Raw genomic sequence first — 26,703 nt, forward strand, 5'->3', positions numbered from 1 at the left:
TTTGCTGCCGTCCCAGGGTTCAGACGACTGGGTGGTTCGGCCCGAACGCCCCCTGCTGGCGAAGATCGTCGATCTCCTGCTCGGAGTATCCGAGCCGTTCACGCAGAACAGCGGCGGTATGTTCACCCAGGCGCGGCGCCGCATGAGGCTCGACGGCGGGCGTCATCTGCATCGTGATCGCCGGCTCGATGTTGGGGATCGAACTCACCGTTGGGTGTGGAACGCGACAGATCCGATCCCGTGCCCGGACCTCGGGCGCCTCGAAGGCCTGGGCCACTGACCGGACGCGACCGACGGGGACCCCGGCTTGGTTCATCCGGGAGATCCAGACATCCATCCGGTCTGTGGCAAGAATGTCAGCGAGGATGCTGCGCAGTTGGGCGCGGTTGGTCCATCTCGCTTTCCGCGTGGCAAAGCGGCTGTCGCTCAGGAGCTCCGGGCGGCCAAGGACCTCCGTCACCAGCCGATGGCAGAGCCTGTCGTTGCCGCAGGCGACATACAGCGGACCGTCCAACGCTTCGAACAGACCGACCGTGGGCGACTCGTTCGGTGAGTTCCCGGTTCGCGACGGATTCACGCCGTTCATGAGATAGGCCATTCCGGAGAAACCCGTCAGCGCCAGGGCCACGTCGAACAGGGCTACCTCGACGTGCTGTCCCCGGCCGAGCCGCTGGCGCGCTGCGAGCGCCAGCAGGATGGCATTGCAGGCCGACATGCCGGTCGCGAAGTCGACGATCGGCGGCCCGGTCCGCACCGGCGGACCATCAGGAAAACCATTGAGCGACATGAAGCCGCTTTCGGCCTGGGTGATCGGATCGAATCCCGAGCGCCAGGCAAACGGTCCGGTGCGGCCATAGGCCGAGATCGAGCAATAGATCAGTCCGGGATTGCTGCTGGCCACCGACGGATAGTCGAGGCCGAATTTCTCCATCACCGAAGACGAGAAGTTCTCCACCACGACATCCGCCTTGGCAATCAGCGCACGCGCGATCTCCCTGGCTTTCGGGGTTGCGAGATCAAGTACGATGCCCCGCTTGTTCCGATTGAGACTGAGGAAAGCCGCGCTTTCGCCGCCAAGCTCGGCATGCTCGTAAGCACGGGTATCGTCACCCTTGATCGGCTGCTCGATCTTGATGACCTCGGCTCCGAAATCCGCCAGGGTCTGCGTGCACGCCGGCCCCGCGACGACACGCGTGAAATCGACCACGAGCAGGCCTGCCAAGGCCGCCGGGGCGTCAGCCGGCCGCGGCCTACGATCCGGCAGGGCAACCTCAGCCGGCATCCGGAGTCCCTCCCCGACCTTCGATCGTCTCGAGCGATCTTTGCCTACACGGACGCTCGCTGTCTTGAGCATCCAACCGACGCATGGTTAGCCCAATCACTGCCGCGGCAACAGTCCCCCAAGCCAATGCTGTCGGACACAAAGCATCTGCTGCACTGCAATGAGACTTGCGACGGCAACAACTCAGGCGCCGATCATCTTCCGCCAGTACAGCGAGTTTCCCCATGCCCAAGGCTGCACCGGTTGGAACAATGAATATCCGCAGCGGATGAAGTTGTTTGCAGAGACGATATTGTCCGTCGTGTCGGACACGATGCAATACAGGCCAGACGGTCGCGCACGCTGCTCGATCGCGCGGATCATGCGCCGCTGAAGCCCATATCCACAACGCTCCCGGAGAACACCGACCCGTGAGAGATAGCCTATTCCGTCGCCCAGAGCGGACGGGATGAGGCCAGCGAATGCGGTGGGTCGTCCCGTCTCGGTCGTGATCCACCAATGGCCGATTTCAAAATCGGGCAAAGGCGCCCGATCGAGAAAGGTGCGCGCATGGAGATCCTTCAAGACCTCCATGATGTCAGGATCGTACGCATCGACCTCGTTGATGCGGAAACGGCGGGGCCGCCGCAAGATCTGGCTCGCCACGGCTTCACTTTCCGAGCACGACTTTGACGCCGAGCCAGATCGCGCCGACGAGACCCGTCGCAATGACGGTGATCACGGCCTTGAACGTATAGCTCTGCGCCTGCTCCACACTCTTGCGCCAGCGCCGCAGGTGCTGAAAATCGGCGCGCAGCTCTTTGCGATCCTCCTCCTCAATGCCAAACGAGGTGAGAATGGTGACGATCGCCCTCATCACGACGGCGTCCATATCGTCGCGCTGAAGCTGGCTCTGCTTGCCCAGTGTCTCTGCGACGACCGCCCTGATCTCGTCATGCGTCATGCTCATCGTCGGATGATCCTCGCTACGTTTTCGAAGCCGCGCTTTGCGAAATAGAAGGAAATGACGAGGTTTGCCGTGGTCGACGCGAATCCCGCCAGGGGATCCGTCGAGCCGAGTCCGAGGACCTTGTCCCACACCAGCAGCTTCGCGAAATAGATCGATACGCAGTAGCCGATGAGCTTGTCCGGCTCGTACCAGCAGCCGATCTCGGCTGCGCGCAACCGGAGCTGAGCCTCGGTCTCGGAGACCTGCGCGGCGATCTCTGTCGCCGCGAGATCAGCTGCAATCTTGGAGTCCGTATTTCCGGCCTTGAGCTTCGCCTGATAGGCGTCGATCAACCCCTTGATCACGGGCCCACCGAGAAAGCCAAGAATGCTCATCCACATGTCACGACGCCTTCTTCAGCGAGCGCAGCCGCGCTGCGATCGTGATCAGCGAAATCAGCAGCAGAATCCGGCCGACCGCCCGGCTATCGCCGATCGCAGCGCTGATCTGATCCTTCAGGGCAGGATCTCCGAGAGCGTCGCTGAGACCGTCGAGGATCGAGAGCAGAAATCCGATGAACGCCAGTGCATAACCCCACGCGATCGTCAGCGAATGCCGACACGCGGCCTTGACTCTTGTCCACATGACCAAGCCTTTCCATGAGATGTGAAAATTTGCCGCGCGCCTGCACGAGACGTGCGGCGCGCGATGCTCGCGCTGGAGTTTCCGCGCCGCTCAATCGGCAACCGGTCGGTTGCAGCACGCCGGGACGGCCCTGCTGCAGACGCGTTCAGCGATCGCCGAGAACACGCTTCAACAGGGCAGCAAAAAGGGCTCCAATGGAGCCCTTTGCCGGATGCCTGATCGATGCCTGGGTTGGTGGCGGCGGCCCGTCGAGGGGCGGCGGTTTCGGCTCTTTCAGCCCCACCGCAAAGCTGATGGTCGGGTCGATCTCCATCATGGCCTTGAGCAGACCGGCACAACCCGGCTGCCGATCGACCGCCTGGGGATCATAGACGCCGTCCCGAACATATTTTCCTGCGCGATATTGGTCGGTACCGGCCCAGACATAAGGCGACGGCACGCCGCGGCGCGCATAGCCGAGCCCGTTGTACTGCTCGAGCAGCGTCAAGGCGCCGCCGATCGACCAGTCCCGCCAACGCGCCGCATACGGCGCACAATTGACGAGCGCATCGACCGCCGCATCCTCCCACGAGTCGAACGGACCCCGCCCGGCGGGAACGTGGATCGACACCCGGTCCCAAGGATCCCCTTGCGCCAGCGAACGCGACCAGCTCTGTGACGATTCGCGCTCGTGGATCACGGCGATGATTGCCCAGGGCACCCCGGTGCGCTTGGCAATGGACTGGTATCGGGCCTTGGCGGCGACAAGGCGGCGGGCGCAAGGCGTGAGATCCCGGACCAGCCTCGTCTTGATCCATCTTGCGGAATTGGCTTCTTTCATACTATCGATTTTAACCATCACCACTTACCTTCTAGACTACAGCAAGTATGATTCTTTCTTCATCAGATTCGTTTTTGTCGAAAGCTCCGAAGATGCCGTTATCGTTTCAAATTGCTCTTGTAGGGATGGGCACACTGGCCCTATGCATTGGACTGAGCCGCGAGACGAGACGGCGAGCAAGTTGGACAGGCGGTGATTTCGATCACTGGTGGTGGGGTATAAAATAAACGTTCAGACACAACTCCCGTCAGCTGGGCGGCGAGAGAGGTTCCGAGGATGACATCGCGATTGATGTGACACTCAGCGAACAGCCGCAGCTTTTTGAAGCTGCCCGCCTTGCGGAACTTTGGCCCGCATTTTTTGATGGTATTTTGTGTTACGTGGTGCAAAAGTGTAGCGCACATCCCTGATGCTGGGTGACCAAGCGGCACAATGCGATACTGATTGCATCCGTTACCTGCCCGGCCCCCACCGTGTCCTCTTGAAACCACCTGGCTGCAATCGTGACCTTCTCCGCTAGCGCTCTATTCGACCGTGAATCTTCTCGATATCTCGTGAGAGTCCTTCGCTCTCGATTTCGCGATCATAGGATTGAGCTTACAGAATTGCGTCGTCACATTCGGCCCGGTGATGTTGTGTGCGATATTGGAGCGAACAAGGGAAGCTTTGTTTACTGGCTCTCTCGATGGTCGGCTCCGGGCCGAACGATAGCATTTGAGCCTCAGCCTGATTTAGCTGATGGATTATCTCGTCTCTCTCAGACTTTTTCGATGAAGAACGTCGTTGTAGAGCGTGCAGCGGCCTACTCGTCTTCGGGGACAAAGGAGTTTTTTATTCCATTAGGCCACCAGCCGGCCGCATCGCTCATCAAACAAATGGATCTCTCAAACGAGATAAGAGTGAATACTATTGCTCTCGACGACTACTTCTCCGAACGAGAAACAATCTCTGCAATCAAAATCGACGTTGAAGGGGCCGAACTTGACGTTCTACTTGGCGCTCAGCGCACTCTCGCTCGATGTTCGCCAATAATCGTGTGTGAGTGCGATCGCCACTTGGTATCCCTACAACGTATGAAAGACACCTTTTCTTTTCTTCTAGATCTTGGCTATTCTGGACGCTTTGTGAGCATGGGAAGACTTCTTCCCTTGTCATCTTTTGAACCAGACGTTCATCAAAATACCGATGGAGATTGGTTCTGGAAGAAGAAGAGCTACTCCAACAATTTCATCTTCCAGAAAGGCACTTAGAGAATTCGCATAATTCGATTCGCGAGGATCGTTGGCTGCACCACGTTGTGAGCCTGCCCGCCACCTTGACTAGCATTATTGAGAGTAATTCCTGTGGTTGAAGCACTTATTCCAAATGCGACATTTGCCGCGATCTGGAGAGCGGAGCTTCCCGTGATTCCGATACTACTCGCGCCTTGATACGCAAGAGCTACTCCCGAGTGCGACGAGGCGTGGGCGTGACTCGGATCACTAAGAGTATTGTTGTGTATATGTGCCGGGATCTCAGAAATTGTGAGCGTGTGAGCATCTTCCCCTCCGGCTCCACCTAAACTGTGACGAAATGCAGCCATGCTACCAGCCACCAACCGGTTGGCAGTCGTGCCTCCCATGTTGTCTGGGCAGGCGATCACCCTCCCCCTCAAATCCGGCAAGTTGAACGTCGTGCTGCCGTCGCCGCCGCCATAGGTCGTGCCTACGACGGCGAACAGGGTCGCGTAAGTGATGCGGCTGATCGCCTGGCCGTAGGGGAAAGCAAAGCAGCTATTGGGCGCGGTTGTGCCCCAGAAGTCTAGACCGGCTGCGAGAGGGATGTTGTAGGGATTGCCGTAGAAGCCGTGCAGATAGAAGCTGCCGTCGACGTGATTGTAGACTACGACATAGGGCGTTCCCTGGATGATCGTTCCGGGCAGAAGGTCTGCGTTCGGCGCGCTGCGCACCGGCTTTGCGCCGAGGGAGTCGACGTTGAGCGTCACCGGTGTGCCGTTGGTGACGTGCGGCGTGAAGGCGATGATCTGACCATTGAGATGCGGCAGCGTATCGAACTGCTGATTGCTCGTCACCGCATAGGCCGTGCTCGTGCCGGTTGTCGTGAGCGCCCCGGCAATGTCATCGCGGTATTTCGCCGTTGCCGCCATCATGGCGCGGGCGGAGTCGTTGATGCTCGAGGGCGCCTGCCCTTCGGACCAGTTGATCGTCGGGTCTGCCGTAGCGTCCGCGGATGCGGTCTGCGACCAGCGATAGAGTGTCATGCTATCCTCGAAATGAAAAAGGCAGCCGAGGCGGCTGCCGGGATCTCGTGCGAAGTCATCCGGAATATTGTTGACGCTGGAGTTGAGGTCTGCCCCCGTTGCTAGGTTGACCGCTTGAGCATCAGATACTGCTCGCAGGCGCAGGCAGGCGCCCGGGCGACCAGCAGGTTGCGGATCACGCCCCTGGGCACTCCGGGGCTCTCCTTGGCGACAGCGTCGACGCGTTCCTCGACGACACGTTCAATCTCGGTGCGGATCTGATCGATCCGGTCTTCCAGCGTCGGGGTGCCGCGATGCTGCTTCATCGGTACTGTCCTCTTCCGTTGCGCCAGGCGCGGGTTGGATCTGGGTGAGCCTTTTGTTTGCATGCGCAAGCGCGTGCTGGGTGCGCCTCAGGCTCCTCTCCCGCTTCGTTTCATGATCGGCGATGAAGAGCTTGAGGTCATGCGGCAGCGCCTTGAACCGCTCCTTCCAGCCGCCGGGCCAGGATCGTGGCGGCGACACGCCGGCAACGTCGTCGATCGCGAGCGCGACGGGAGCTCCTGCCGTCGGGTCCGCGAGGCCCAGCGCCGCATGCGTTCGGGAGACCTCGGCAACGGCCTCCCAGAGCCTCTCTACGCCAAGGCCTGCGTGGTCTCTGGCGAAGCGGGCGACGGCCGCAGGAGACGCCGGGAGGAACGTTTCCCGCTCCCGCTCGCACCAGCGGGCGAACAGCGGGGCGCGCTGTCTGCGGGCTTCGGCCAGCACCGCCATCACGGGGTTCGTCATTGACCGCCTCACGGCCTGCCGGACCTGCGGGCCTGATAGAGCGCGACGGCGTCCTTGAGATCACCCGACGAGGACAGCCGAGCGTTCAGCGCGCGGAGATCGCTGCGCGCACGTTCGCCCGACGACACCGAGACGCCGGGACGAATCACCGGCGGAACGGCCTTCGTGACCACGGCGTCCTTCGCCCTGATCATCAGCCGGTATCGCGCCGCGTCATACATCATTCGTTGGAAGCTCGCATGGCGCATCAGCGGCTCGGTCTCGAACAGCCGTTTCAGCTCTGCGGGTGAGATCCCATTCTCCTTGGCGGCGGTGACAATCTCGGCGGCGACTGCCTGGCGCGTGGCTCGCGGTTCACGTGAGAGCATAGCTTCGAGCTGGCTGTCCTGCTCCTGCGCAAAGGATTGGAAGCTGCGCTGCGCAAGCTCCGCCTGCCGGCGCTGCTCCTCAGCCTGCTGCGCCAGCAACTGGTCGGACCGCGCGACCGCCGTCTGGACGCGCTCGAACCTGCCGGGGTCCTCGCGCGACATCTGCGCGAGAGCGGCCGGAATCTGCTCGGCGGGCATGCCGGCAAACTCCGGGAACTGGCTGAGAAAGCTCGCCTGTGCGATCTGGACCGCTGACGCCAGCCCGTCACGGTAGGACTGACGGGCCGCCTCCGCCTCACCGATCTTTTCCTCGATGGCCTGCAGCACCTGCGGATGCTTCAGCGCCCGTTCCAGCTCCGGCGCGAGCCGGTCGGCGTCCTGCTCGTCCGCCCTGGTCGGTTCGGCAACGCGCTCCGCCTCGTCACGATCGGTCGGGTCGGTGAGCACACCGCTCAGTTCATCGCCCTCGCCAGGACGAACAATCTCCGCTTTCGCTTCATCCGTTTCTGCGGCCCTGATCCGCGCATGATCACGCGCAGCCCGTTCCAACGTGACGGCCTCGCTCGGGTCGACGACGTTGCCGGAGTCGTCGACGTATTCCCGGACCATGACCGGCGAGCGGGAGTCGGCCCTTCGCTCGGCCGCTTCGCGCAGCGACGTGGCGTCGCTCTCGATCTCCTCGCGATCCGGCCGCTCCTCCGGATCCGGCATCGGCCGATAGCCGGCGCTCTGCAGCTCGAATTCAGCCCCGGTCAAGAGCGCCTCGGGTTCATCGGACATTCGCAACCACTCCCTTCAAATGGGTCCACGCTCGGCTGGACGATCGACGCCCGACTACTTCTTGATCGCGCCGATCAGACCGCTGATGCCGCCTGCAATCTTTGCAAACTGATCTGCCCCGGACATCTCCTGGGTTCCGGTCGAGGTGCCGCTGGACTGCTGGCCCAGTCCAGCAATCGGCGTCCCGATCTGCGCCAGCAGCCCGAGCGCCTGCACCGGAATGCCGCGGCGCTGCGCCTCCTCGGCCAGCGTTGCATTGGCGCCGTAGTTCTGCGCATCGAGCGCAGCCTGCGACGCGGTCACGCCCTGGCCCTGATTGGCCAGGTACTGCTGCTGCAAGCCACCGAGCATGTTGGCCGTCGTATTGCCGGCGCCGTAGAGCGCGTTCGCCGCGGCGAGCTGGTTCTGGACGTCCTGGTTGTATTGCGCCGCGATCACCGGCGCTTCAGCCGCCGCAACGCCGCGGCCATAGGCCATCTGATTGGCGCCGCTGAAATCGCGCCCCGCCGCCGCGAACTGGCCGTTGATGGAGCTGCCGACGTCGTTCTGGATCTGCGCGAGCTGGGCGGCGAGCGCGGGATTGTTGCCGATCATGCTGCCATTGGCGTAAGGCGTCAGCTGGCCCTGCAGCGTCTGCAGATTGGACTGAACGCCTGGCGCCTGCGCCAGGGCATTCCCGCCGTTGAGCAGCGATTGCGCATAGGAGCCGATGTCGCCGGCATAGGGATTGCCTTGGGCCGCATTCTGCTTCAGCTGATCGAGCGCACCAGTCTCGGCGCCGGTCAGCCCCGTATTGTTGAGGCCGCTGCCGACCTGAGACAGGATGTTCTGCAGCATCGGCTGCGCCGGCTGCCACGGCTGTGTCTGGGATTGTTGGGTCTGCGTGCTGGTTGATTGTCCGCCCATTGGCGAAGCTCCTTTCATCTAATTTCTTCATCCGACCTGTTCAACTCAATTTGAGTGACCATCAGATGAGCTCGGAGCACAGAAAAGAACGCTCGATGACAACGAACTAACGGTCCTCCGACCGAGATCGGAGGACACGTGTAGGCCCGCCGGTGTTTGGAGCGGCGGGCGGCTGAGAGGCCGATGGTGAAGCCTGAACCGGATAGATCGGCGCACTTTTGGTCGGCCATGGTGGCGTGAACTGTCCAGCGATCACGGCCCCGCCCATGCGCTGATATGCGTCGGTCCCGCGATTCATCAACTTTCCGACGTGGTCGATCACCTCCTCCGACTTCATGTTGCCGCCTCGATAGATCGAAGGGTTCTGGCGGATGATGGCTTCTATCTCCCCGTCATCTGCATTTGGTGATTGCTTCATACTGTCGCGAAGCAGCTTTTCTCGTTCCGTCAAGATCTTGGGCGCGTACTGTGGCGTCTGCCAGTACATGTAAGTTTCGGCCGGCGTCGGATCGCGGCCAAGAAGGGATCTTGCCTGTTCCGAATTGTGCTTGAACTCGTAAGCCCACGCGAGTGCATTCTGATAGGGGTCGGTGCGGTCTGTTAGTTTATCTGCAAGGTCTGCCCTGCCGGATCGGATCAGATAGCTTTTAATGTCCTTCCATCGAGGCTCGTAAATCTGAGTGATACCAACCGCTCCGTTGGTCGATACGGCCCGATTGTCCCATTTCTGATTTTCAACGTTGACGTACCTGTAGAGCTGTACGGGGTCGACACCAGCATCCACGGCCGCGCGGATGGCGGCCTTCTGCGTCGGGGCAACGTCTGGAATCGGTCCGGGATTGGCATTCTGATAGTCGACATTCTGCCTCTGAAGTCTCTGAATGAGATCCTGCTGTGGGCTGAAGGGAGTTTCTGGAGAAAAATTCCGGGGTGCGCTGCCGCCGTCCTGCTCCGGCACGCCCGGCTTTGGCTGCATCATATTCTGAAACGCCTGGAAGAGCCCGGCGACGCCGGTGCTGCCATAGGTCTGCGGATCGAACTCTCTGCCGTCGAACTGGGCCATCACCTCATCTCCTTTTCCATGATCACATGTGTCTGCGCGTAGCCATCGAGCACGCGCTGCCAGCCCTTGCGTCCGAAGATGCGGACGCTGCGGCAGCCTTCGGCCCTGGCATAGGTTTCGATGCCGCCGATGAGCGGCAGCCAGCGGCGCCGATCCCGCCCTTGGCAGGCGACGATCACGCAGATCTTGCCGGTCTCCGTCACCTCGATCCGTGTTGTCGCGACCGACAAGATGGCGACGGTGTCGCCATCTCTGCTCAGCGCCAGCCACAGCAGCGCACGTCCCGCGAGAACGTCACGCTCGATGTCGGCAAAAGCTGACAGTCCTGTCCGCAGCACCGCCCGCCGCACGCGCGCTGCGACCTGCGGCCAGATCAACCCGACCTGGCCGGGATCGACACAGGCGAGCTCAGCCGAGCAGCGCATAGAGGAATGTCCGTGCTGTCGCCGCGCTATTGGCATGGGTGAGCGTGAACGCGCCGTTGGCCACCGCACTCACATAGATCGTGCCGTTGCCGAACTCGGCGGCAGCGCTTGGCGTCGTCGCGGTCAGGATCGGCGTCGACCCGGCCGAGCAGTTCTTGTCGGTAACGACGGTGGTCGACGTCCCCGTCGTCAGCGTTACGCTGCCGACGGCGTTGGAGCGGCCGGCCGCGAGCTGCTGGAGCGCGAGGATGATCTTCTTGAGATCGGTCTCGGTGATTCCCGGAACATAAGCGGTCATAGCGTGCCTCCCGCGATGAGATCCGGCACCACGCCGGCACAGAAGGTCCATGACGCGCCAGCCGGGATCCGGACCTTGAAGCGGGCATAACGGGTGTCCTTGCGGACGTCGCATCGCCCGGTGCGGCCATTGACTGCGACCTCCGCCCCCGTGACGACCGGCAGCGACGGCGTGTCGCGGGAGGACAGCGATCCGAACAGGGTCGTGGCATCGGTGATCGGCCGAAAGCCGCGGATCATGATCCGGTTATCGTCGGTGCCCTGCTCCGCGCTTTCGATCGTCGCCTCGAGATTGCTGCCGCGGAAGAAGCCCAGCACATGGCCTGGCGAGAACTGCGCGATCTCGGGCTGCACCGCCGTCGCATAAGCGTCGAGGCTCAGGGTCATCGCATCGATCGACGGCGAGATGCTGTCGAGATTTTCGAGCGTGAGCCCCGTCTGCGACATGCCGAGCAGGTATTCGCCGGTCGCCGCGATCGAGAAGAAGCGGTCGAGCAGGAAATCATAGCCGAGCAGCTTGTCGTAGGTGCCGATCGCACCGGAGACCGATTTGTAGGACCAGAACACGCGCGTCGAGCGCGGATCCGCCGCGCCGATCAGCAATTGCAGATTGCCCTTGTCGACATCGGCGAGAAACGTCCGGTCGACCTTCTCGCGGCCGATCGGCTGCGGGACGCCGCCCGGCTCGATCTTGTGAAAGCCCTGGCCCGCATAGAAGAAGATCCGTTCGCCGGCACGAATGATCGAGTATGGCGCGTAGAGACCCTTGTCCTGGGTGATGCGATCGATCTGGAAGATGATCGGCGATCCCGGCACGTAGGACATGCGCCGGATCGCCTGATCCTGAAAGATGATTCCTGCTTCGCCCCCCGCAACGCCGCGGACGATGCCGCCATCGGGAAAGTCCTGATGATCCGAGCCGACCGTCAGGCCGTCCCATGACGTGGCGGAGTTGAAGTTGTTCAAGCCCGACCACTGGATGCGGTAGGGGGTCGACAGCAGGCCTGACAGCACCAGGAATCGTCCGACGACGCTGATATAGGCAGCCTGCGGCGGCGCGCCCAGGGCATTGTCGAAGGCGGTCGAGGAGGACAGGTCGAACACCTGCAGCAGCGCATTCGCCTGGGTGGCGAACACGAGGTTGCCGGTTTGCGCGAACTGCCATTGGGCCGCGGCGGACAGTTGTGAATAGCTCGCGCCGGCCTTGGAGACGTCCAGCCAGGTGAAATCCGTGTTGTTGAGGCGGTAGAGTTTGGTTGCGGTGCCTGCGAAGGTCACGACGGTGCCGTCCGACTTCAAGGCGTAGAATGCGCCGCGGCAGGGGGCCGGAAGGGCGGATGTGTAGGCCGAGAAGGATGGAAACGGACCATAGCCATCGCCACGCGGGACCACGTTCTGGATATTCCGGGTGGCCTGGCCCTCGTAGTCGCTGACGTCAGGCCGGTATTCGCCAAAGGCAAGGAGAGACATGTCACCTCCATTCGAGGACGGTCATGCGCGAGCTTGCGCCGCGTCACCAGATGCTGGCATTGCGATTGCGCCAAGGTCAGCCGCCCGGCGGCGGCCTCATTGCCGAGCGCGATCTGTCGAAGGTCGCCGTGCGCCCGTCAGTCGGTGCTCCAGCGCGGGGCCGGAGACGATATCGACTCCCACGGGACGGATGAGCGAGAAGAGGTTAGCCAATGGTCGGGAACGTCTGGCGCCGGCGACCACGATTGCCCAGGATCGTCGCTTCCGCTCCACTGGCTTTCGACCAGGCCGAGAGGAAACCAGGCCTCGAAGCCACGTTGATAGTCGACGCTGTATCCGGCCGATTGATAGGCCACGCTCTGAACGGCTAGCGAGCCGACGAAGACCGGCGCTTGGCCAAGAACGACGTGATTCCTCCCGCTCGCAGGCATTGTCGCGGTGGCCACAGCGGAATTCCCCGACGCGATCAAGGCGCCGCTGCCGATAGAGGCAGCGAACACATATCGGACGGATTGGCCGGACGTCAGCCAACCACTCTGCCCTCCGGACAACGTGAGGCGGACGGCCGCAGGAAGCCCGGCACAACCCAGACTGCCGGTGGCCGAGGACAGCGCAGTCTGGAAGCCGAGAGCAATCCCCGACAGCAAGAGCGCGGAAGGCGTCGCTGCGAAGATCGTGTTGGTTCCGACGTTGCGCGGGATCTCCCCGATCGCCGATCGGCCGATGGTATCGAACCCGAGCAACGACATCAGTAGTACTCGTCAATGATGATGATGCCAGACCCGCCGGGCCCGCCCGCTGCGGCAGCGGTGCCGCCGCCGGCCGCTCCGCCCGCTCCGGCAGTTCCGACCGAGTAGGAGTAGGACGCCGCGGGGGAAACGATCAGCTTATCGAGGCCACCTGCACCAGAGCCGCCCGCACCGCCGGTGCCAGCAGATGTGTTGGCGCTGCCGCCTCCGCCTCCGCCCGTTCCGTAACCGGTGCCGGGACCACCACTTTGCCCCGGCCAGCCACCGGCGCCTCCGAATCCGAGCATGGATCCGCCACCCGGGGCGCCCTGGTAGACCGAGGAAGTCCCGCCGGCCCCCGGAGCTGGCATGCTGTAGCCGCCTTGAATGTTGATGTCGCCCCCAGAGGCCGCGCCGCCGGATTGCCATGCGTTTCCCGCTCCGCCGCCGCCGGCCCCTCCCGCCGCCGTGAGTGAACCGAACACGGTCGCGGTCCCGCCACCGCCGGTGCCTCCGCTGGGACCCGTACCGCCACCGCCGCCGCCGCCACCCGCCCCGACCATCCGCACGAGGAGCGCTCTGCACCCGGCCTTGATCGTGTACGTGCCAGAGCCACTGGCAATGACCGTTCGCGTCCAACTGCCCGGCGTCGCAGCCGCCGCGATGTTGGCGCGCGCCTGCGACTGCTGCGTCGTGGTGAAGGCGTTGGCTTCCTCGATCGAGATCAGATCCTCCTTGAGCGCAACGATCGCAACCTGCGGCGCCGCAGAGAAGTTGATCTTCGCCGTCGTCCCCGCCGACGTGAACAGGATCGTCGTCCGCGCCAGCGTGCCCGTTGACGACGTATAGGCTCCCTCGCCAATCTCCCATTGCGTCAGATCGGCGCTCTCGGCCCTGTATTTGTAGAGCCGGCCAGTCACGGCGCCAGCCGCAGCCGGGCTCTGATAGCCCTGGACGGCGGCGGCATAGGTCCAGTCCGTCGTGCCGCCAGCGCTGGGCAAGAACCTGCAGATGTCGAGAAATGCTGCCATGTCAGGTGATCGTCAGGATGCCGTTGACCTGGTCGAGATCGACCGTGAACGTGTTGCCATTGGTCAGCGTGACCGACGTGCCGTAGTCCCACCAGCCGATCAGCGGCTTGGTCGCCGAGGTCGCGTTGTAGAGCACCGCATATTGGAACGGTCCGATCGATCCGCCGGCCGCCGTCCAGGACGGATCGCTGCCGGCGATGAAACGGAAGGTGCCCGCGGTCTGCCCGCCGGTAATGGTCCCGATCGAGACCCCGCCTGCGGTGTAGCCGTTCGCCGTCGCGAGGTCGGCCGGCGTGTTGTAGACCGTGTTGGTCGCGACGGGCGCCGTGTTGGTGAGATAGATCCTGTAGACATGCGACGTTCCGGTCAGCATGTCGTGGAGGGCATGCGCAACGTCCTGAACGAAGCAGTTGAACTTGTTGAAAGCAGCCATGTGATCCTGTCCCTGTGCGACGTCTCAGACGACCTGGCCGGACAGCCGCATCGTCATCGGGCCGGCATTGAAGGTCGATGTCAGGCCGAGCATGTTGAGGTCGGCGAGCGCGCTGGTAAAGCCGAGCGCCCAGGTCTGGATGCGCCCGTCCTCCTTGAGATACGGCGCCGATTCCAGCAGCGCGCCGTACAGATAGAGATCCGGCGCGAGCGCGAGCAGCCAGTTCGTGTCGTTCGAGGCCAGCGGCGGAATGGTTCGCCGATAGACCATCTCGATCGTGTAGGCGGCGTCCGGACGCGGCGCGAGCTCGATCTGATCACCGAACAGCGAGAAGTAGCGCGGCTGCCCCGCGACGTCCGAGACGCGGAAACGATACTCGTCGAGCTGGACGCCCGACCTGAACTCCAGCGGCGGCTGGCCGCGGACACTGGTCAGCCGGATTCGCCGCATCGACTGGAAATCCGACGGCAGAGCGACGAACTCCGGCTCGGACGAGCCGAGATCGACGACTGCGATCGCGCGCTGCTCCATCTGCCGGACAAACAGCTGCCGGTTGAACTTGGCTTCGGCGAGCTGGATGAAGCTCGGAATCCGCGCCAGCAGCGTGACGTCCTGGTCGCGCGCCAGATATTCCGACACGGCAGCTTGCAGCGCTGCATAGTTCGAGATCAGCGACATGACGGCGCGGCCCTCCATCCCGTCTGCGGAGCGGCCTTGTCCGTGCGCAGATAGGCCCAATCCGGATCGCTCAGCTTCTGCTGCACGATCGCGTCAAACTCCGGTGTGAACAGGCGAAGCCGGGTGTTGCCCCTGGCGTATTCCTCGTTCAGCCATTTGACGTAGATGACGTTGGGAATGCGTGCGACGTGGCGCCCCCAGTCGCTATGCTGCTCCTCGCGCCGCGCGTCGCTGTTCCAGTCCAGGATCGGCGCGACATCCTGGACATGCTCGATCACGAGGCGCGTGCCGTCTTGGTCGAGATGCGGTCGAATGCTCAGCCCCATCACGACAGCTCCGTGATCCACAGCGTGCCGGCAGTTGCCGTGACCAGGCCGTTGCTGGCGGCCTTGATGGCCGCGATGTTTTGACCCGGCGTGACGGTGACGTATTCGACCGTATTGGCCGGGAGAAACACATCGGCCGTGGTCGCGGTCTGCGCGCCGTCGCCGATCCGGTAGCAGCACGCCGAGCTGGCGGCGAGCCGTAGCTGGAATGTCCCCGGCCCGAACCTGTTGGTCGCACCGACGCTGCCGTCATAGGCGACGGTCTGCGTGCTGCCGATCCGGGATGAGGGTTGCTTCGGGAAGAACGACATCTCAGGCTCCTCTCACTGACAGCGAGAAATGCATCGGCACCGCCGCGCCGGATGCACCGGACGGCGTCAGTGCGATCACGTCGTCCTCATTGAGATAGACCGGTGATGCCGGGACGACGGAGAACAGCTGTCCTGCCGCGGAGCCCGATTGCGGAACGGCGAAGCTCGCGACCGGCGCGGCGTTCACCGTCACGGTGATGGTGCCGTCGGCCGTGGTGATGGCGCCGCCGAGAATGCCGGTGACCTTGAGCAGACGGCTACGGAAGGGCGCACGGGCATAGGCGGCGACGGGGCTGGCGCCGCAGGATGGCGTATAGGCCGTCAGATCGGCGGTGTTCAGCGTACGAGTGCCGGGAAGCGGCATAGATGAACCTCCAAAAGAAAAGGCGGCCCGAGGGCCGCCTAAAGGTCAGGGTGATGATCGGGCGAACTATGCGGTGGTGTTGTCGAAGATGCCGCCACTGGCCTTCTCGTTGCGCGCGACCAGCGCGTATTCGGCCAGGATCTGGCGCCGGTCGGAATCACCGGTCTTGGCGAGCGGGATCGAGATCATGTTGCGGCCATTGAGATAGGCCACCGCCCACTTGTCCATCTCGAGCACCAGCACGTCGCGCGCACGCTGGAAGCGGCTGGCGACGACCTTGAGCTTGCCGAAATCGGATTCGTAGGCATCGACGGACGCGACGATCTTCTTCGACTTGGCCTCCTCGATCGCGGTCGAGCGGCCCGTGAAGGTCGAGAACACCTGCTTGTTGAAGGCGCCGGTCAGGATCGTGCCGGGCTTGCCGCCATTGATCCAGATCGCCGACAGCACCGTCTTCAGCCGCGCCTCGGTGAAGGCGACCTGGGTGCCATCCGTGCGCGTGCCCGTGCCGTCGGCGGCGGTGGGATCGGCGGCGCCGCCGGCCGTGCCCTTCGCCGTGTTGGAGACGATCCACGACAGGATCGAGGCCGTCTTGCGCGGCGTCGTCGTGTTGCCGACGAGCTTGGCCTGGTTGGTGCCGCACAGGATGGTCTCGAGATCCCGCTTCAGCTCGAGGCCCTTCAGCATCTCCTGATAGGCGAGCTCATTGTCGCGGCCGGCATGGTCGACCGCCTGCTGGGTGCCGGAGACGCGCGCGACCTTGTAGGAGATCTGGCACTGGTTGCCGAGACGGACAGTGGGCGTGGTCACGTTGGTGTTGGGGTCGTCGCCTTCGAGCTGGGCATTGGTGCCGTCGGCTGGCGCCAGCGCCTGGGTCTGCCATTCGTGGTTGACGGCGGTCGCCTTCTCCTTGTCGACGCCGCTCATGAACGGCGTATCGACCGGATCGATGCGATAGATCATGTCGCTGAGGTCTTCGCGATTGCCGACCGCCTGGTAGGTGACGAAAGTGGACGTGGGTGTGGTCATCGATGATCCTTGATGTCATTGGCTTGGCGCGGAGCGGTCATCGATCGCATCGCCCGCAAGCGGACGTCGCGAGCGCGGACACGTTGCCTGCCGTTGCGCAGAACTGCAGATGGACGAAGTCGTTCAGATCCCGCCGTCGCGATGGCGCGAGAGGTCAGTCTCGGTTCGGCTCATGCGGGACGTCGATGCCGTGGCGCCCGGGCGGACCGGGGTCGGCGGAGTTGAGCCCTCGTGCTCCTGCCACGGCGCTGAGCAGCGCGGCGAGATCACCTCGATACGCACACGATCTCGGATCGAGAACGTATCCAGGATCGATGAAATCTCGGATCAAGAGGGCAGCGTGGCGCAAGTCAATTCCTGCGCTCAAGAAAAAGCCCGCGACGAACGATCCGTCACGGGCCTCTTCTGATTTTCTGATGATGCCTTTATCAGGGTGATTTGCCCGACGTGTCAATGGGTGATTGCTGTCGCTCGCTGCGGATCGACGGACGTCGTCTGAACGAAGCAGCCATTCGACCAGCCGACCAATAAACCGTCGTCGATCCCCGGTCCAATCCGCAGACGCGGGAATCGCGGAGACTGCATGGTTGGATTCATCCAATAGCCCTTCAAATAAACGACTGAAATTCAGGAGGACAGTCGTCTCAGCAATTACCGCGATCACTGACCCGCTCGTCGAAGGACGAGCCTGGCCATGCCGTGGAATGACACCGTGATCAAAGTCGACACGAGCGTGGTCGATGCCAGCAATAGACCCATGCGTATGCCGCCTCCGAAACCACTTCCGAGGGAAAACAGCAACGTCATGACCGCGCCGAAGATGGCCGTCGCGCAGACGATTTCGACAACGGTCCGAGATACGGGATGTCGTGTCATGAATGGCCAGGGAAGCAAGGCCGCAAGCCTCGATCCCATGATCAGGAACATCACAGTCAAAACCGCCATCGCGGCGGCAACAATTGAGAAGTAGATGACCGGCTCGATCCCCTCCATGATGATCATGCCGAGCGACACAAGGACAGCGCCACCGTACAGCAGCAGAAACTTGAAAATGGCGTCGACGATGAAGACGGCATACCACCGTTTTATGAGGCCGCTCATGAGACAATCTCCCTTGCGAGACTTGGAAGCATGGCTCTCTCTCTCGGCTGTGACAGACGACCACGCAGCTCGCCCCGGCGGCCACTGTACCCGGGATCATCGCCAAAGCGACCGGCCGGTGGGCCATCGGGACAATGTCGGATCGAAGGTGCATGCGTCATCCCCCCTGCTTCACCCGGCGAGCTTGCCCGTCGGGTGCAGTACGTCGCCATGACAGCAATCGACAGCGCGATGATAGGCCTCGGGGTTCGGCTCGACCTGCTGGGCGATCAGACGGTGGGGGACAGCGACAATGAGCAGGACAAGGCCTGCGAACAGCCCGCTGCTTACGAGTCGCGTCAGGTTTCGCCACATACAACACCACGATCGAATGTTCGGCAGCGACACGGCAGGGAAGATCGAAATCCGCGGCCAGCATCAGGACGGACCGATGCACTTTTTCGTACGACCGCCGACTGGGCCGTCCGCTCCCCCGAACGATCGACAATGGGAAGCATATAGAACAAAAAGCGAACTCGTCAATGGCGCCTGCTCGCGGGGGGGCCGGTCAAAGCACGCCGAACCGCTTCCTGCGCTCCGCCGTCTGAGCCAGCTCCTTCAGCTCGGCCTGCGCCAGCTTGCCGTTGGCAAGGATGGCGCCGAGATGATCACGCACCTTGCCGACGATGTTGATGGCGAGGAAGAGTTTCTCGCGGCCGGCGACGTCGTCGATCAGCGTCTGGCGCCAGGCCGAGCTGTAGCTCGCCTCGAGCGCATCGAATGCGCCTGCGAGCAGTTCGTCGTCGAGCAGCGACTTGGCGCGCAGGCCACGCGCCGCCGTCTGTTGCAGGATGCTTTCGTCAGTCATTGCGGCGCTCCATCTGCCCATGCGCTTCGCGATCGATGTGAGCTGCGGCGGCTGCGAGACCGACCGCCGCTTCCGCGATCTTCATCTCGTGAGCCGTCTGCGCCTGCTCCCGCTTGTGCGCCGCCTCGACCGTCTTGAGATGCGCGTCGAGCAGCGCGATCTTCGCGTCGAGACCAGACTTGATCTTCGCCAGCTCGATCTCGGCCTGCATCTTGACCTGCTGATGAATGAGGTCGTTGTGCGCCTGCTGCTGCGCCAGTTGCGCCTTGTGCGCGGCGATCGCGTGCTCGGTCTGCATTCGCGCCTGCACGGCGATCAGCTTCGGATCGGGCGGCGGCTGCGGCGCCGCCGGCGGCGGGTGCAGCAGCCGTCCGCTCTGTGGATCCACGGCGGTCGGATCGCTGAAGAACCGGCCGGGATTCTTGTGCCCCATGATCCGCGTCAGCTCGGCCGCCGTGTTGTAGAGCTCGCGGTCGCCGACCAGGTTCACCTTGCCAGCCATCACCAGCTCCTTCTGCACGTTGGCGATCGCCATGGTCTGCGCGAATTGCTGCGCCTTGCCGCCGGAGCCGAGCCCGACCTCGATCGTCATGTCGTCGCGCGTCTTCCAGCTGCGCGGATCGACCTGGACCCAGGCATTGCGCAGCCGCACCGTCTGGCGTTGCTGGCCATGCTTGCGGATGGTCGCATGCAGCAGGCCGAACATGTCGCGCACGCCCTCGGCCATGATCCGCGCGATCAGCTTGATGCGCATCTGCGAGGCCGAGAACACCTGTGCCACCGCCGTTGCCGACTGGTTCTGCAGCGCATTGGCGTCGATGCCCTGCGCCTGCTTCGACAGCCCCGAGCGGCTCTCGAGCTCGGCGTCGATGTATTGCAGCATCGGATAGATCGAGCTCGTGATGTCCGGGACCACCTGCCAGTTCAGCCCGCCGGCCGTCTTGGTGCGCACGACGCCGCCGGGACGCGAGACCAGGAGATCATCGAGCGTGTTGGGCCCGGCATTCGCCTCGGCCACCTCGACGCGCGGATTGTTGTGCAGATAGAGATTGTCCAGCGCACCGCGCTTCAGCGCTGTCTTCTCGCGCTGCAGCGGCATCACCAGATCGGCGATCGAGCGGCCGAAGAAGCGGTGCGTCATCGGCACCGGCGTGGTGGCCGCAAACGGAATCGCGTCGAACGGCGTGATGCAGTCCTCACCATCCTTGCGCAGGATCTCGCTCTGGTCGCCGCCGGTGATGATCTGGTACAGGCAGGGCCTGCCCTCGCCTTCGTAGTCCATCCGCACATAGTGCTCGGTGATGCGCACCAGCCTGGTGCCGGCATTCGCGGCGCTCGACGATGCCCGCGAATGCTCGTCGGCCGTGTCGCGCGCGAGCGTCTCGGCCGTCGTTGTTCCCGTATCGTCGCCAAGCGACCTGATCTGCGCGGCGTCGAAGCCCTCGGCGATCAGCTGCGCCTCGGTCTTGGTGACGATGTCGTGGAAACAGTAGTTGCAGTCGCGGATCGTGCGCGCACCGCGCTCGATGCCGAACTCCTCGGGCGGCACGCCCATCACCCGGGCCTGCGCGAATTTTCGCGTGGTGACGATGGTGACGTCGTGCGTGATCGGCGCCGGCGCCGGTTGCAGCGGCGCCAGTGGCAAGCTCATGCTCATGAATGGACTCTCGCAGGATGGAATGGAAACGACGCGCGCGAGCTGAAGCGATCAGTTCGGCCCGTCTGTCTGCTGCCGTATGTAGTCCTGGATCAGGCCCGGCAGACCACCAGCAGGTACTCGAACGCCGATCGGATCAGATGGGTCAGGGCCGATGATCGAGGCGATCAGACCCGGAAGGCCACCGGGAGCGGCGGCGCTGGCATCGGCGAAAGCGGCGCCTGACGACGCGGGGTCCGGCTCGAGAGCCCCCCGCTTTCCCGGCACCGACGGCCCGCGCGGCGCACCGGCCGGACCGACAGGCACCCGGGTGATCGTTGCCGCATAATCGCCGAAGCCCGGTGACGGCGCCGTCCAGGGTGCAGCATCACCGCTTGGCGCCGTGAACTTCAGCGGATTTCCGTTGAACGACCGCGCGATCCGCGGGTCCTGTCTGGTCGCGATCAGCCGGCCGGAGCTGAGCGCATCCAGAATGAGGTCCTGGATCTGCTCCCGTGGAAGGTTGTTCTTCCTGGCGTAGTCGGCGATGTTGCGGCCGGCCTGATTATTATACAGGTCCTTGAATGTATCCCACGCCTCCGGCGGCTGCTTGCCGAAGTAGGATTTCAGCTCACGTGCCAGCCCGAGCGCAGCCGCCTCGGTGGTCGAATGATCGTAGGCCAGATACGCGCTCGTCAACGCATGGGCAATGGCGTTCACGCTGGCTGCGCCGAGCTCGAGCGGCTTGTCCGCGGAGTCGCGCAGAACCGGATCATAGCCATGCAGCGCATTGGCGTCTGCAAGATGCTCGCTCGCCCGGCTCATGTCGTTCAGGTAGTCTTGAAAACTGAAAATCGGATCTGCCATGATAGTCCCTAATGATTTCGTGCTTCGGCAACGAAAGCTCGCGCGCGACCATCGACCATCTCGACCTGCAGCGTGATCCGCGGATTGCAGACCCATCCGGGCGCCATCACCTCAGCTTCGCGGCCGTAGAGAATGCGATAGGTCTTGTCGGCGTCGTTGATCAGAACGAGCGGCCAATACATGTCGGGATCCTGGGCCGTCGTCGGATCGAGACGCGTGTAGCCACGGCTTTCCAGATCGCCATCGCCGTGCTCACCCACGGAATGGGTGCAGGCTCGTTCAAACGCAAAATGCTGGGCAGGGTCATAGCGGCCGTTCCGAACCAGCTCGCCTGTCAGATCCGCCCGCCGGAACGCCTGATCGTCCCCGACGACCTGCAGGCCAAGACGGACCACAGGCACCAGCAAGGCCAGAACGACGATGGCAGCAAACCACTTTGCAAGTCGAAGCACGACGATCTCCCGACCACATCGCCCCCATCCGGCATGCCCCGGATGCGATTTCGCAGCATCGCCGGACGGCAAGGCTGCCCGCTCATCCATAAGGCGCAGCTTTCTGCGCCTTCACATCAGACTAGAACAAAAATAGAACATCCTCAAGCCGCCCAATGCTCCCGGTGTCGACAGTCGCACAGCGTCACGGCCAGCGGGTCGGTCTCTCATCTGGCGAACCATGCCGAGGCCCGCTTGACCAGCGCTTGCGAAGGCGCCCGGGCACATCAGCATGAGGCCTCCCGCGAGGCTTCGGAACGCGACGATGGACCGCTCTCCGCGCCGCGCATCGTATGCGCGACGATCCTCATGGCGCCCTCCGATTCCAGGACGGACTGCGCCAGCAGCGCAAACTGATCCTCGGAGAGATCATAATAGGTCTCGCGGCTCTCCTCCTCGCGCTCCTCCCACCACACCTTGACGACGCCGACCTTCGACAGCAGAGCGTCCTTGATGAAGGAGTAGAGAATCATGAAGCCGGGGTTCTGCTGCATGAAGACGTGATTGACGTAGTCCGTCTCCTGCGCGGCGGCCGCCTCGTCTTCCGGGCCGACCGGCTCGAAGCGCACGACCTCGTCGGAGCCGGCGAAGATGTCCATCAGATGCGGCATCAGGCCTTCGACCGTGTCGGCGACATCGGTCGAGACGGCGCGCGAGCGTCCCTCCTGCGCCGGCATGTCCTTCCTCATGTTGCCGAGATAATAGTCCATGGCGTCGGCCCGCTGTTCGGCGAGCCGCGCGGCTGAGATGGCGGCGAGTGCGTCAGCCCTTTCAGCTGCAAGCATCGTCTTGAGGTCGGAGTTCGACATTTTCGGCATGGTCAGAACCGCATCGTTGGCATGAAGTGTTGAATGGGACAGGCCGGCCGGCGCCGGCGCTGACGAGCGCCATTAACGGGATCGTGGCACCCGACGAGACAGCGGTCACGGCTGCTCGCAGAAGGTGGCCGTCAGCGCGGCGGCATCCATGGCGAACGCCGGCTGCGCGTCCCGGCCCACGCCTCCAAGCCAGGCGTTGATTCCCCGAACACCGGAAGTCCGAAGGGATCGCCCGGCATGGCATTCCCGTCGAGCCCGCCGACCGAATCCGCGGACGAAGGCATCGGCAAGACCTGCTGATAGGGCGCGAGCGGCGCGGTGACATCGCCCAAGGATGTCCAGCTTCCGAACCGGCCGTCGAAGGGTGACGATTGGTCCATCACGGGCAGCGGATTGGTCGCAGTCCCGGGCGGTCCGGCGAGTGCTGCTGGCGGCATCTGGTCTGCGCGGCGGGAGCGTAACACGCGAATGAGAGACCTGACCGGATCCGGAGCGCCTCCACTCGCGGCGATGTCGGCCAGGTTCGACGCCTCTGCTGGCCCGCTCGGAAACAGGAGAGACGGCGATGGCGACGCTGGCTGAAACGGTTGAGCGCCGGCGACCTCCGCAGCCCTTCGTCGCGCAAGCTCACGCAAGAGCGGTGATTGCGACAGCTCGGCGGCACTGATCCCAGGGGACCCACGGCCGACACGGTCGTCGCCCCCGGCCGGAACATCGTGAGCCGTCGACGGCGCGCCAGATTCGACCTGCTTGGGCGGCATCGCAGGTCCGCCCTCCGCGGGATCATCGGGCACGAACCACTCGTCGTTCTCCCAGGCCTTCTCGTCGAACGCACGTTTGGCATAGTAAGGCGTCGACTTGATCTGCTTGTTCATATACGTACGGTCGTGCGACAGGCCGTTGTAGAGAGAGTAGATGTTTTCGACGCTGGGATCGTCCAGCCGCTTTGCGATTCCGGCAAGCAGCTTCGCGGTCAGCTCGATGTTGTCCCGGGGACTGTGAACGTCTGATCCGGGAATGAGCTTCTGCCAGCTGGAATCGATGTTTCCTGGCAGGATCGTACGCGCAATCACGTCGTGGTCGAGTCGAAACAACGACCTCATCGTCCGGCCCACAGCCTCCCCTGGATAGCCGTATTCGCCCCCTCTCGAGACCTCCGTGTAGATCACGGCTCTCACGAGGTCGGGATTCACCCCATGGCGCCTGGCGGCCTCGTCGATCTCCGCATCGTACTTCTTGACTTCTTGAGCACCCCACCTGTGGTGCTGCAAAGGGCCGTTGATGGCAGGCCGCTTGTCTTTCGGAATGTCGGAGAACTTCTGGCTTTCGAATTCGAACTTGGTATCTGGCGCATCATTGAGGAGCGCCTGCTTTCTATCTTCCGCAGTTCGCAAATAGGTTGTCATTCAGTTCCTCTGGGACCGACCGTGCATGACCTTGATGAAGAGGCTTGAAACGAGAAGAATGGCGTACAACGCTGCGGCCACCGCGACGATCTGGAACGCATGCAGCGTGTAGGGACTCTCCCGCCGCCTCGGCACGAAAAGGGACAGGAACTGCATCCATCCGCACGTATCGCAATAATAGTAGATCTCGTACCAATAGCTTTCGAGCATCAGATAGAAGTGGATGAGCGGCGCAAGAGCCGCAGGAGCAATGACCGCGAACCACCCATTCAGCCGAGCCGTCGGCTTCACACCAAACCTGTCAGAGACAGTCGCCAGGGCCAGCAGAAGGAGTGCAACCAGGTAGCCAGTCACGACGACCGCGAGCGCAAGCTGCGGAAGACTCGAAACAACCTCAAACTGGAGCGGAAACCAGACGACGAGAACGAGCGTGACAGAGCCATACTTCAGAAGCTTGAACAGAAACCGCATGTTGGCCTTCAAGGAGTTCGCGGCGTCTGGACCGGAAGTCGAGGGACGGATCCAGCGGTGGCGCCAGGAACAAATAAAGAACGGCAACGACTTGCAATTGTCAAGCGCTCCCGCAGACAACGACGTCAGGCGCACGTGGATCGGGAGTTTTCAATCGTTGCGCCAGACCTCAGCGCATCACCGCCACCCCGCATCCTGGTATCGGATCGGCCGGTTGAAGCTCATGACGCGCCCCGGCGCCTCGTAGCAGACCGCCATCAGCCCGAGCGCGTCGGCGGCGTGTGACGACCAGTCGTGCTCGGGGCCGAGCCCGACATTGCGGGTCTCGTCCCTGCGCTCGTGATAGAAGCCGAGCGCCTCGCGGCCGGCTTCGGTCGTTGCTTCGTTGAACCAGAGCTGTGGGCCGAGCCGGCGCAGCGCCTCGATCCGCATCATCGCCGCACCCCTGCCCTGGTTCTTGAGCGGCGGTTCGACGGCGAAGCCGGCCTCGCGCAGATGATCGGCATAGCGCTTGCCCGTGACAGCGTTGGTCGCGAGCCCGTCGTGCGGAAGATAGAGAATGGCATTCTGGTAGCCCCGCGCACGCAACCAGTTGACGTGGAAGGCCAGCACCTGCCCGACCGCCTCGTAATAGTCGAGCACGCGCACCTCGTTGCCGACCCACTGCACGATCCAGATCGTGAAGGCATCCGCCGTGGCGCCGGCGCCGCCGATGTCGATGAAGGCACGCAGCGGCAGCAGCGGATCGGCGGAGACCTTGCCGATCCGCCCGTCGCGCCTGGCCTGCGCCAGCAGCTCGGCGAAATAGGCCCCTTCGAATGCGCGCACGTAGTCGCCCTCCCAGATGTGCTCGTAGCGGTCCGGATAGAGCGTCAGGTCGAGCCGCCGCTCTTCGTCCAGCACCGTCGGAAACCACGGATTGTCGCGCCAGCTCGCCTTGACCACCACAGCGCCGTCCGGCCTGCGGCCGCGCAGAAAATCGTCGACGGCATCCGATTTGCGGCGCGGATTCCAGCTCGCCCACAGTTCGGAGCCCGGCGCTCGGATGGTCGGCCGCAGCAGCGACAGCGAGCGCGCGCTCAAGGTCTGCGCCTCGTCGATCCAGGCGATACGAAATCCCTCCAGAGACTTGATCGATTCTGCGGTGTGATCCTGCATGCCGCGGAAGATGATGAGACCGTCGCCCGGCGTCGCGATCCGGTCGCTGAACGACCGAAAGCCCTTGCCGAGGCCGAGTGCTGTGATCTTGCCCTCGATCAGCCGCTTGGACGATTGGGCCAGCGTACGCTGCGCCTCACGGATGCAGACCGCGAGCGTGCCGCGCTCGGCCTGGCAGGTCTCGACCAGCAGCTCGCCGAAGAAGTGCGACTTGCCCGACCCGCGGCCGCCGAACGCGCCCTTGTAGCGCGCAGGCCGCAGCAGCGGCTCGAACACTTTTGCGGTGGGGATCTTCAATGTCGACACGCGGTCACTCGTCGTCCTGCTGCTCGGGCTCATCGTCCCGCCCCTCCGGATGCACGATGACGCGCTCGATGCGGTGGATCAGCTCCAGCGCGCCATCCTCGCCGTTTTCGAGCGCCTGCGGCGGCTTGCCCCAGCCGCGGTCGAGGATGGCGTTGGCCGCCGAGACGCGCGCGGCATGCGTCGCCTTGGGCGAGCGCATCACGCCGACCAGCGTGTTGATCGCCGTCTTCGTGTGTCCGCGTGCGATCGAGCGGATTTCAGTGATCGTCTTCGACATGGCCACTTCCAGAATGAGGGAGGACGAATTCAGTCGGCGTCGTCACGACGACGCGCCGGCGACGGCGATCAAGACGAGGCCGAGCAAGGCAAGCGAGATCAGATCGGCGGTCATCGTCATCTCCTGATCCGATGAAAGAAGAGCGCGGCGGATCGCGGCCAACGCGATCGCTTCGGGCGCGAACCCCATCCCTCCCGCGAGGGACCGCAAGCAGGCGCGGCGACGCTCGCCACGCCCGCGGACCGCCCCGTTCGCGCGGGACGGCCAATATTCGTATGTTGCGCGTGCGCGCCCTGGCGTGCGTTGCTTCGGCCGGACGACGTCAGCTGATCGACGAGCCGGCCCGAGGGTTTAGCCGTGGCGGCGTCGCCGGACAAACGTCCGCGAGCGATGCGCCGCCCGCCGCCGACTGC

General features: G+C 63.4%; 35 protein-coding genes. 1 reads left to right on the forward strand and 34 read right to left on the reverse strand.

From position 1 onward, the window contains the following. Nucleotides 1-19 precede the first annotated feature (19 nt). The 6 genes from QQL87_RS11950 to QQL87_RS11975 all read right to left on the reverse strand — a co-directional run bounded on the left by QQL87_RS11950 (nucleotide 20) and on the right by QQL87_RS11975 (nucleotide 3,693). Nucleotides 20-1,282 (reverse strand): CaiB/BaiF CoA transferase family protein, encoded by a 1,263-nt coding sequence (locus tag QQL87_RS11950; protein ID WP_284417993.1) that lies wholly within the window; start codon nucleotides 1,280-1,282, stop codon nucleotides 20-22. A gap of 183 nt (nucleotides 1,283-1,465) precedes the next feature. Then, a complete protein-coding gene (locus QQL87_RS11955) occupies nucleotides 1,466-1,927 on the reverse strand; it encodes a GNAT family N-acetyltransferase (RefSeq protein WP_284417992.1) in 462 nt (153 codons plus the stop codon). A 4-nt stretch (nucleotides 1,928-1,931) separates the two neighbouring features. Beyond that, on the reverse strand, nucleotides 1,932-2,231 hold the full coding sequence (locus tag QQL87_RS11960) for a hypothetical protein (RefSeq protein WP_284417991.1): 300 nt from the start codon (nucleotides 2,229-2,231) through the stop codon (nucleotides 1,932-1,934). Further along, nucleotides 2,228-2,611, reverse strand: a complete 384-nt coding sequence (locus QQL87_RS11965) for a hypothetical protein (RefSeq protein ID WP_284417990.1) — start codon at nucleotides 2,609-2,611, stop codon at nucleotides 2,228-2,230. Before QQL87_RS11965 ends, QQL87_RS11960 begins: the two co-directional genes overlap by 4 nt. Before the next feature lies 1 nt (nucleotide 2,612). Beyond that, on the reverse strand, nucleotides 2,613-2,855 hold the full coding sequence (locus QQL87_RS11970; RefSeq protein WP_284417989.1) for a hypothetical protein: 243 nt from the start codon (nucleotides 2,853-2,855) through the stop codon (nucleotides 2,613-2,615). Between the two features lie 145 nt (nucleotides 2,856-3,000). Further along, a complete protein-coding gene (locus QQL87_RS11975) occupies nucleotides 3,001-3,693 on the reverse strand; it encodes a hypothetical protein (RefSeq protein ID WP_284417988.1) in 693 nt (230 codons plus the stop codon). A 617-nt stretch (nucleotides 3,694-4,310) separates the two neighbouring features. Between QQL87_RS11975 and QQL87_RS11980 the strand changes: the two genes are divergently transcribed. Beyond that, the gene (locus QQL87_RS11980; RefSeq protein ID WP_349817336.1) at nucleotides 4,311-4,925 is read left to right on the forward strand and encodes an FkbM family methyltransferase; all 615 of its coding nucleotides are present in this window, start codon (nucleotides 4,311-4,313) and stop codon (nucleotides 4,923-4,925) included. Here the strand turns inward: QQL87_RS11980 and QQL87_RS11985 are convergent. The 28 genes from QQL87_RS11985 to QQL87_RS12120 all read right to left on the reverse strand — a co-directional run bounded on the left by QQL87_RS11985 (nucleotide 4,922) and on the right by QQL87_RS12120 (nucleotide 26,479). Then, complete coding sequence (locus QQL87_RS11985) at nucleotides 4,922-5,935, reverse strand: phage tail protein (protein ID WP_284417986.1); 1,014 nt, start codon at nucleotides 5,933-5,935, stop codon at nucleotides 4,922-4,924. The two genes, QQL87_RS11980 and QQL87_RS11985, sit on opposite strands and share 4 nt — an antisense overlap. Before the next feature lie 101 nt (nucleotides 5,936-6,036). Beyond that, the gene (locus QQL87_RS11990) at nucleotides 6,037-6,240 is read right to left on the reverse strand and encodes a hypothetical protein (RefSeq protein WP_284417985.1); all 204 of its coding nucleotides are present in this window, start codon (nucleotides 6,238-6,240) and stop codon (nucleotides 6,037-6,039) included. Nucleotides 6,241-6,711: 471 nt separating this feature from the next. Next, on the reverse strand, nucleotides 6,712-7,851 hold the full coding sequence (locus QQL87_RS11995; protein ID WP_284417984.1) for a hypothetical protein: 1,140 nt from the start codon (nucleotides 7,849-7,851) through the stop codon (nucleotides 6,712-6,714). Between the two features lie 54 nt (nucleotides 7,852-7,905). Beyond that, on the reverse strand, nucleotides 7,906-8,757 hold the full coding sequence (locus QQL87_RS12000) for a tail fiber domain-containing protein (protein WP_284417983.1): 852 nt from the start codon (nucleotides 8,755-8,757) through the stop codon (nucleotides 7,906-7,908). Between the two features lie 106 nt (nucleotides 8,758-8,863). Then, nucleotides 8,864-9,820 carry a hypothetical protein gene (locus tag QQL87_RS12005; protein WP_284417982.1) on the reverse strand — a complete coding sequence of 319 codons (957 nt, stop codon included), beginning with the start codon at nucleotides 9,818-9,820 and terminating at the stop codon, nucleotides 8,864-8,866. Then, nucleotides 9,820-10,245 (reverse strand): hypothetical protein, encoded by a 426-nt coding sequence (locus tag QQL87_RS12010; protein ID WP_284417981.1) that lies wholly within the window; start codon nucleotides 10,243-10,245, stop codon nucleotides 9,820-9,822. Before QQL87_RS12010 ends, QQL87_RS12005 begins: the two co-directional genes overlap by 1 nt. Continuing rightward, nucleotides 10,229-10,543, reverse strand: a complete 315-nt coding sequence (locus tag QQL87_RS12015; protein ID WP_284417980.1) for a hypothetical protein — start codon at nucleotides 10,541-10,543, stop codon at nucleotides 10,229-10,231. Before QQL87_RS12015 ends, QQL87_RS12010 begins: the two co-directional genes overlap by 17 nt. Then, entirely contained in the window at nucleotides 10,540-12,012 is a 1,473-nt protein-coding gene (locus tag QQL87_RS12020; RefSeq protein ID WP_284417979.1) for a hypothetical protein, read from the reverse strand. Before QQL87_RS12020 ends, QQL87_RS12015 begins: the two co-directional genes overlap by 4 nt. Before the next feature lie 137 nt (nucleotides 12,013-12,149). Further along, nucleotides 12,150-12,761: a hypothetical protein gene (locus tag QQL87_RS12025; RefSeq protein ID WP_284417978.1), complete on the reverse strand. Its 612-nt coding sequence runs from the start codon at nucleotides 12,759-12,761 to the stop codon at nucleotides 12,150-12,152. Then, nucleotides 12,761-13,771, reverse strand: a complete 1,011-nt coding sequence (locus QQL87_RS12030; protein WP_284417977.1) for a hypothetical protein — start codon at nucleotides 13,769-13,771, stop codon at nucleotides 12,761-12,763. The genes QQL87_RS12025 and QQL87_RS12030 overlap by 1 nt, the downstream gene beginning before the upstream one ends. Nucleotide 13,772: 1 nt before the next feature. Next, nucleotides 13,773-14,204, reverse strand: a complete 432-nt coding sequence (locus QQL87_RS12035) for a hypothetical protein (protein ID WP_284417976.1) — start codon at nucleotides 14,202-14,204, stop codon at nucleotides 13,773-13,775. Between the two features lie 24 nt (nucleotides 14,205-14,228). Beyond that, the gene (locus tag QQL87_RS12040; RefSeq protein WP_284417974.1) at nucleotides 14,229-14,882 is read right to left on the reverse strand and encodes a phage adaptor protein; all 654 of its coding nucleotides are present in this window, start codon (nucleotides 14,880-14,882) and stop codon (nucleotides 14,229-14,231) included. Next, nucleotides 14,873-15,208, reverse strand: coding sequence for a hypothetical protein (locus tag QQL87_RS12045; RefSeq protein ID WP_284417972.1), 336 nt, complete (start codon nucleotides 15,206-15,208; stop codon nucleotides 14,873-14,875). The genes QQL87_RS12040 and QQL87_RS12045 overlap by 10 nt, the downstream gene beginning before the upstream one ends. Continuing rightward, complete coding sequence (locus tag QQL87_RS12050) at nucleotides 15,208-15,519, reverse strand: hypothetical protein (protein WP_284417971.1); 312 nt, start codon at nucleotides 15,517-15,519, stop codon at nucleotides 15,208-15,210. The genes QQL87_RS12045 and QQL87_RS12050 overlap by 1 nt, the downstream gene beginning before the upstream one ends. Before the next feature lies 1 nt (nucleotide 15,520). Beyond that, complete coding sequence (locus QQL87_RS12055) at nucleotides 15,521-15,883, reverse strand: hypothetical protein (RefSeq protein ID WP_284417969.1); 363 nt, start codon at nucleotides 15,881-15,883, stop codon at nucleotides 15,521-15,523. A gap of 66 nt (nucleotides 15,884-15,949) precedes the next feature. Next, nucleotides 15,950-16,912, reverse strand: a complete 963-nt coding sequence (locus QQL87_RS12060; RefSeq protein ID WP_284417968.1) for a DUF5309 domain-containing protein — start codon at nucleotides 16,910-16,912, stop codon at nucleotides 15,950-15,952. A gap of 154 nt (nucleotides 16,913-17,066) precedes the next feature. Further along, nucleotides 17,067-17,576, reverse strand: a complete 510-nt coding sequence (locus QQL87_RS12065) for a hypothetical protein (protein ID WP_284417967.1) — start codon at nucleotides 17,574-17,576, stop codon at nucleotides 17,067-17,069. Next, the gene (locus tag QQL87_RS12070) at nucleotides 17,573-18,013 is read right to left on the reverse strand and encodes a hypothetical protein (RefSeq protein WP_284417966.1); all 441 of its coding nucleotides are present in this window, start codon (nucleotides 18,011-18,013) and stop codon (nucleotides 17,573-17,575) included. Before QQL87_RS12070 ends, QQL87_RS12065 begins: the two co-directional genes overlap by 4 nt. 547 nt (nucleotides 18,014-18,560) lie before the next feature. Continuing rightward, nucleotides 18,561-18,860 (reverse strand): hypothetical protein, encoded by a 300-nt coding sequence (locus QQL87_RS12075; protein ID WP_284417965.1) that lies wholly within the window; start codon nucleotides 18,858-18,860, stop codon nucleotides 18,561-18,563. Next, nucleotides 18,853-20,517 (reverse strand): portal protein, encoded by a 1,665-nt coding sequence (locus tag QQL87_RS12080; RefSeq protein ID WP_284417964.1) that lies wholly within the window; start codon nucleotides 20,515-20,517, stop codon nucleotides 18,853-18,855. Before QQL87_RS12080 ends, QQL87_RS12075 begins: the two co-directional genes overlap by 8 nt. 51 nt (nucleotides 20,518-20,568) lie before the next feature. Beyond that, nucleotides 20,569-21,459: a hypothetical protein gene (locus QQL87_RS12085; protein ID WP_284417963.1), complete on the reverse strand. Its 891-nt coding sequence runs from the start codon at nucleotides 21,457-21,459 to the stop codon at nucleotides 20,569-20,571. Continuing rightward, nucleotides 21,372-21,905: a hypothetical protein gene (locus QQL87_RS12090; RefSeq protein ID WP_284417961.1), complete on the reverse strand. Its 534-nt coding sequence runs from the start codon at nucleotides 21,903-21,905 to the stop codon at nucleotides 21,372-21,374. The genes QQL87_RS12085 and QQL87_RS12090 overlap by 88 nt, the downstream gene beginning before the upstream one ends. A gap of 176 nt (nucleotides 21,906-22,081) precedes the next feature. Then, nucleotides 22,082-22,672, reverse strand: coding sequence for a portal protein (locus QQL87_RS12095; RefSeq protein ID WP_284417960.1), 591 nt, complete (start codon nucleotides 22,670-22,672; stop codon nucleotides 22,082-22,084). A 131-nt stretch (nucleotides 22,673-22,803) separates the two neighbouring features. Further along, a complete protein-coding gene (locus tag QQL87_RS12100; RefSeq protein ID WP_284417958.1) occupies nucleotides 22,804-24,078 on the reverse strand; it encodes a hypothetical protein in 1,275 nt (424 codons plus the stop codon). Then, on the reverse strand, nucleotides 24,079-24,549 hold the full coding sequence (locus QQL87_RS12105) for a hypothetical protein (protein WP_284417956.1): 471 nt from the start codon (nucleotides 24,547-24,549) through the stop codon (nucleotides 24,079-24,081). 177 nt (nucleotides 24,550-24,726) lie between these two features. Then, complete coding sequence (locus QQL87_RS12110; RefSeq protein ID WP_284417955.1) at nucleotides 24,727-26,013, reverse strand: PBSX family phage terminase large subunit; 1,287 nt, start codon at nucleotides 26,011-26,013, stop codon at nucleotides 24,727-24,729. Between the two features lie 4 nt (nucleotides 26,014-26,017). Then, the gene (locus QQL87_RS12115; RefSeq protein WP_284417954.1) at nucleotides 26,018-26,290 is read right to left on the reverse strand and encodes a hypothetical protein; all 273 of its coding nucleotides are present in this window, start codon (nucleotides 26,288-26,290) and stop codon (nucleotides 26,018-26,020) included. Nucleotides 26,291-26,332: 42 nt separating this feature from the next. After that, nucleotides 26,333-26,479 (reverse strand): hypothetical protein, encoded by a 147-nt coding sequence (locus tag QQL87_RS12120; RefSeq protein WP_284417953.1) that lies wholly within the window; start codon nucleotides 26,477-26,479, stop codon nucleotides 26,333-26,335. Between the last annotated feature and the right edge of the window lie 224 nt (nucleotides 26,480-26,703).

This window comes from Bradyrhizobium sp. SSBR45G (assembly GCF_030159255.1).
Lineage (GTDB): Bacteria > Pseudomonadota > Alphaproteobacteria > Rhizobiales > Xanthobacteraceae > Bradyrhizobium.